Origin of the sequence: Aquibacillus rhizosphaerae (genome assembly GCF_030282825.1) — a bacterium.
Lineage (GTDB): Bacteria > Bacillota > Bacilli > Bacillales > Amphibacillaceae > Aquibacillus_C > Aquibacillus_C rhizosphaerae.
On the sequence record NZ_JASTZU010000011.1, the window covers coordinates 41,409 to 47,467 of the forward strand.

A 6,059-nucleotide genomic window follows, 5' to 3' on the forward strand; every position below is an offset into this window, starting at 1 on the left:
ACACAACAAATAAAGGAGAGAATGCGAATAGATTATTTAACACCATACCTAATGAGAGCATAGGTATTAATACGAGCAAGGATATACATTTTGAACGTGACGTTATTCTATGTATTGTTCCGCACTGATTACATTACGCTTTCCTATTAGAATTCCATAGGGAAGTATAGACTTTTTTCCAGCCAAATGGACGTTTACACACCTTACAATTTGGTAGTTTCATTCCGCCCCTCCGTCATCAATGAATTTTTCACAGGTCATTGGCAATCTGGATCAAATTAAGATTTTTAAAACTTATACATTTACTCTAACATATATTCCCGAAACTATTATGAATGTAAAAAAAGTTTTATGATATTTATTCGTATGTATATTAAAGGAGTAGATAAAAGTGGATTACCAAAATTATGAATGTCCAAAATGCGGAAACAATAACACATTAAAAGGTACACAGCATAATCAAGCAAATATATTTCCAGAGGGTAGAAACATTTTTAATATGGGTTCTGAAATTTTGCATGTATTTTGTGCAGACTGTGGTTACATAAAAGAAAGTTATGTTAAAAGTCCTGAAAAGTTTAATAAATAATTGATCTGGAATGGATTGAATTGCAAGCGATATACCATATTCCTTTAATTGGATATTTTATAATAAGCGCTATTTTAATTTACCGCTTATTTAAAACTATTAAAAATAAAAATGAGAACAATATTCTAATTTTCGCCAGCATAATTCTTTTGGGCATTTCCAAAGTTCATTATTTAATTAACATTATTGGATTTGTCTCAGCGGTTGTATTGCTTCTTGTAAATAACAAAAAATGAACCGCACAAAACGAATTGGTTGAACATCCTTATGTTTCTTGTGCTAAAGGAGCTTTAGTTTAATAAGCTTATGAATGTAAATAGAAGAAAAATCTCAGTTCAGTGAACTGAGATTTTTTTAATTTTAATTACAAATACATCTACAAAAAACGGCACAATTTATTATACAAATCTAGGTACATTTTTAATATAATTTCGGGTTTTGCGATAGTTAACGGAACCCGTTATGCTATTTGCACCCCTTCCTTCACTCGAAAACTAAGCCCCTAACTATAGCTCAAATGGCTGTTTGCTCTATTTTATTCCCACATACTGATAGGGCCAATATTTCTGCCACATCCATTGTTCCGATATCATCCTCTACTTGTTTTGCCTTTGTACCATCACTTAACATCGTTAAACAAAATGGACACGCACTAGAGATCATTGTTGGTTTTACTTTCATTGCCTGTTCCGTTCGTGCTTCATTGATCCGATTACCAGTATTATCTTCCATCCACATTAAGCCACCTCCAGCACCACAACACATGCCATTCTCTCGGTTTCGGTCCATCTCAACAAGTGTAATGCCTGGGATTGCTTTTAGTATTTCTCGTGGTGGATCATAAACACCATTGTACCTACCGAGGTAACAAGAGTCGTGATACGTTAACGTTTCCTTGATTTCCTTTGTTGGAACAATTAGGCCTTGCTCGATCCAATCATATAATAATTGTGTATGGTGATACACTTCTGCTTCAAATCCAAAATCAGGATATTCATTTTTGAAAATATTATACGCGTGTGGATCAATGGTAACTATTTTTTTGACATCATTTTTTTCGAATTCTTTTATATTTTTCTCAGCGAGTTCCTGAAATAAAAATTCATTTCCTAACCGACGAGCAGTGTCCCCTGAATTTGCTTCTTTATTACCGAGTATCGCAAACTTAATTCCTGCCTCTTGCATTAATTTTGCAAATGCTATAGCGATTTTTTGACTACGACTATCATACGCACCCATCGAACTAACCCAAAATAAATAGTCAAAACTTTCTCCTTGCTTCTTTAATTCTTTGACCGTTGGAATCGTAGTAGTTGAATCTAAATCTCTCCAATTTTCTCGTTCACGCTTTGAAAGTCCCCACGGATTTCCTTGACGCTCAATATTAAGCATCGCCCTTTGCGCATCTGGATCCATCTTTCCCTGAGTAAGTACTAGATAACGCCTTAAGTCGATAATTTTATCAACATGTTCATTCATAACTGGACATTGATCTTCGCAATTACGGCACGTTGTACACGCCCACAGTTCTTCCTCTGTAATGACATCCCCAATCAGGTTAGAAGCATGTTCTCCATCCAGACCTGCAGCTACTTCATCTGTAGCTGTCTGGCCTACTTTAGCCATGCCAGCTAATTGGTTACCTTGAGTATTTGCAAATGCTTGTGTTGGAACCCATGGTGACTTTCCAGTAACAGCGGCACCGGTGAGTGTTAACTGGTCTCGAAGTTTAATAATTAAGTCCATTGGCGATAGAATTTTCCCTGTTGCAGTTGCTGGACAAACATTGGTACAGCGTCCACATTCTACACAAGCGTAGAAATCAATCATTTGCAGTTGCTTAAAGTCTTCTATTTTTCCAACTCCAAATGTAGCATGCTCCGCATCTTCTTCGTCCAAATCAAAATCGATTTTCTCTAGCTTTCCCGGGTTCGTTTGTTTACTAAAAAACACGTTTACCGGGGCGGCTATTAGATGTGCATGCTTTGATTGAGGGACGTAAACTAGAAAGCTAAGTAACACAAGTAAGTGAATCCACCAACTAATAAAGAAAAGAATGCCCGCAACTGATGGACCCACAAAAAAGAAAGCGTTTGCAATTAATGTCGCAATTGGCTCTGTCCAAGAACCCTGCTCCCCGTGTGTGATCAATTCCATCCCATTTCCAAATAAAACAGATAACATAAGCGAACCGATAAATAGCAACACAAGGCCTGCTTTAAATCCTCTTTTTAGTCGAACTAGCTTTTCAACGTAGCGCCTGTAAAAAGCAAGAACCACGGCAAGCAGGATCATCACAGTGACTAACTCTTGAAAAAAAGTAAATGCTGGATAGAAAATCCCTAAAGGTAGATGTCCACCTGGAACTAGTCCTTTATAAATAAAATCTATCGCACCAAACTGGACCATAATAAAGCCATAGAACATCATCACATGGATGATACCAGACTTTTTATCTTTCAATAACTTCTTTTGACCAAATACATTGACCATAATGTTAGTTAAACGCTGTTTAATTTGCCCATCAAAATTTTCTTTTTTCCCTAATTTAATATAAGCAATTCGAGTTCGAATCACCCTTGCGAATAAATATCCTGCATATACAGTTACAGCCAAAAACAATAACCAATTTATAATTAGCAGTTCATTCATCTATACTCCCCCTTGTAGTAAAAGTCGTTTCCCCCATCCCTATATGTATACTGTAAATTATGAATGAACATTCAGTCAATATTTTTCTTTTTTATTTAATTAATTACATTGCAAATGGGAATAGTAATTTTAGAAAGGCTTTGAAAGGAGAATATATTTGATACCACTCACCATTATCCTAACATTACTAGTCATTATCGTATTGTTAGTTATCGATTTTCATCTAGGAAAACGGATGTATCAAAATAAAGCTCCTCATTTTGATTTTGGTATTAATGATGCAGATTACGAGTTATTTACGAATGGAAATGATTTATTTTCATCTTATTTTTCGGAGATAGAAAAAGCTAAAACATCCATTGACATTATGTTTTTTATCGTTGGAAATGACAATATCAGTACACAATTGTATCATTTACTTAAACAAAAAGTAGATGAAGGAGTTAATGTGCGTTTACTTGTCGATTACATGGGAAGTTTTTCTTTAAAAAGAGATGTTATAAAAGGCCTAGAGTCGAATGGTGTTCAATTTCAATATAGTGATAAACCATCGTTTCCTTACTTTTTTTACAAACTAAATCGCCGTAATCATCGAAAAATTACAGTTATAGATAAACAAATCGGTTATTTTGGAGGATTTAACGTCGGCGAAGAATATCTAGGCAAGGACACAAAATTCGGTCCGTGGAGAGATTATCATCTAAAAGTTACCGGAGATGTTGTTAACAGCTTATCGCAAGTATTTGATTACGACTGGGATTCAGCTAAAGGGCAGGTAATTACACCTACTATTGAACGTAAATCAGATGTCCCAAACGAAGACCAAGCGCTTAAACTTATCGTCACCGAAAGCGGTCAGTTGGAAGGTAAGTTTGTTGCTTGGATCAATCAAGCTAAATCAGAAATTTTAATTGGATCGCCCTATTTCATTCCAAGTGAACGGATGTTTGAAGCAATTATTGCCGCTCTTAATCGCGGGGTAGAAGTCAATTTACTTGTTCCGATAAAAGGTGATCATCCTTTCGTTAAGCCTGCTGCATTTCCCTATTATCGAAAGTTGCTTCAAGCAGGTGGGAAAGGCTATTTATATACAAATGGTTTTTATCATGCAAAAGTTATTATTATTGATGAGTCCTTTTGCGATATCGGTACTGCTAATTTTGACAACCGCAGTGTCATGCTAAATAAGGAAATTAATATGGTAATCGATACAAATCCCAAATTTGTTAAAGAGATTCGCGAAGCGTTTTTTAAAGATATGCAAGCAAGTAATTCGTTAACAGAACAATGGATGAACAAACAACCGATCACGACTAAATTATCTGGCTTAATTGCTGCATGTATTAAGCCATTGTTATAGGAGGAAATACTGTGGGAGAAGTAATACTAGCTTTACTTACTGGAACCATCGTAGGATTTTTATTTGCACTACTCAAACTACCAATCCCAGCTCCCCCCGCACTTGCAGGGGTAGTCGGAATAGTTGGTGTGTATTTAGGATTTAAAGTTTTCCAAGCCCTTGAACCAATGATACGAAATTTTTTCAGCTGAGCTTAAACCTTTTCTTTAAAGGTTTAAGCTCAGTCAAAGTAATACATCGTCCAATAACCAATATCCTCAAAACCAATTCGTTTATAGATCTTGCCTGCGGTTGGATTATCATAAAACAAACACAATTCCTTACCTTCATTTAAGACATCCAAACAGAGTTTGGTAACACATTTTGATGCATAACCTCTTTTTTTATATTGTTCATCTGTTGCAACGGCAACGATCATCGCCGACTTACTATTTTCTGCAGTCGTAGATGCAGTTGACACCATCTTGCCATCACTTTCAATATAGTAAGCACGTGTTACACCCTGTTCCATGTTTCTTTTTTTGCTTTCTACATTAAACTGAATATTATCAAATTCGGGTATGCTCGTTAACAATTCTTTTAGCCTTGGTAAATCATCGAAACTAACCTGTTTAATATCATCTGCTTCTATTTCTTCCATCTGAGATGTATTTGTACATTTTGCATAATATAGTTGTTTTTTCTGTGTGATCTTCCTGGAGAGGAATGGTTCTAACTTTTCAGTAACTTGCTTTAATCCTGAAAGCATCTTAAAATCATCATCCTGATTCATAATAGCTGCAAATCCTGCTGCATTATATTCATCAAGTGAAAAAGGCAGATAATTTTTTTCATATTTTAATAGAACAGCTCTTAATTGATTTTGATTATCAAAATCTCCCCATATTTTTTGAAAAGTTTGCTTGTAACCATACGCCTCAATATCCCCAATAATAAATAAATTTTCGGCTGGCCTTTGTTGAATAAGTTGCTGACACTGCTGATTATCTGCTTCCGTTAACTGTCTAATCACTTCGTTCCCCCCCACACTTCTCTATATAGTTTTTAAAGAATATATTACCATTTAAAAATAGTGAAAGTAAAGATATTTTTAATCATTGAATTGAATGGGCATTTAATGATGTTGAAAGGTCATATTAGTAGATTTCAAAGTAGATATCTCAGAGCTGAACGGGCATATCGTTGGATATGCCCGTTCAAACATGCTTTATGACCGCTCATGCCGGGGTTATCTACTTTAAAGCGTGGTTTATGCTCACACCGGCAGGCGTCCTGTCGCTGGGCGGATATGTCCTCCCCGTGGCTGGATTTGCCCGTTCAACCTTGTTTTATGACCGCTCATGCCGGGGTTATCTACTTTAAAGCGTGGTTTATGCTCACACCACGGCAGGCGTCCTGTCGCTGGGCGGATATGTCCTTCCCGTGGCTGGATTTGCCCGTTCAACCTTGTTTTATGAC

Annotated in this window: 5 protein-coding genes; 3 read left to right on the forward strand and 2 right to left on the reverse strand. The window is 36.1% G+C overall.

The genetic code is table 11. The annotated features are described in order from the left end of the window. The first annotated feature begins 391 nt into the window (after positions 1-391). Complete coding sequence (locus tag QQS35_RS01730) at positions 392-589, forward strand: Lar family restriction alleviation protein (RefSeq protein ID WP_285930036.1); 198 nt, start codon at positions 392-394, stop codon at positions 587-589. 513 nt (positions 590-1,102) lie between these two features. Here QQS35_RS01730 and QQS35_RS01735 read toward each other — a convergent pair. After that, entirely contained in the window at positions 1,103-3,241 is a 2,139-nt protein-coding gene (locus QQS35_RS01735; protein ID WP_285930037.1) for a heterodisulfide reductase-related iron-sulfur binding cluster, read from the reverse strand. Between the two features lie 157 nt (positions 3,242-3,398). On the opposite strand from QQS35_RS01735, the gene cls reads away from it, so the two are divergent. Then, positions 3,399-4,601 (forward strand): cardiolipin synthase, encoded by a 1,203-nt coding sequence (gene cls / locus QQS35_RS01740; RefSeq protein ID WP_285930039.1) that lies wholly within the window; start codon positions 3,399-3,401, stop codon positions 4,599-4,601. A gap of 11 nt (positions 4,602-4,612) precedes the next feature. Further along, on the forward strand, positions 4,613-4,792 hold the full coding sequence (locus tag QQS35_RS01745; RefSeq protein ID WP_285930041.1) for a XapX domain-containing protein: 180 nt from the start codon (positions 4,613-4,615) through the stop codon (positions 4,790-4,792). Between the two features lie 29 nt (positions 4,793-4,821). Here the strand turns inward: QQS35_RS01745 and QQS35_RS01750 are convergent, their stop codons facing one another. Continuing rightward, on the reverse strand, positions 4,822-5,613 hold the full coding sequence (locus tag QQS35_RS01750) for a GNAT family N-acetyltransferase (RefSeq protein ID WP_285930042.1): 792 nt from the start codon (positions 5,611-5,613) through the stop codon (positions 4,822-4,824). Positions 5,614-6,059: the final 446 nt, after the last annotated feature.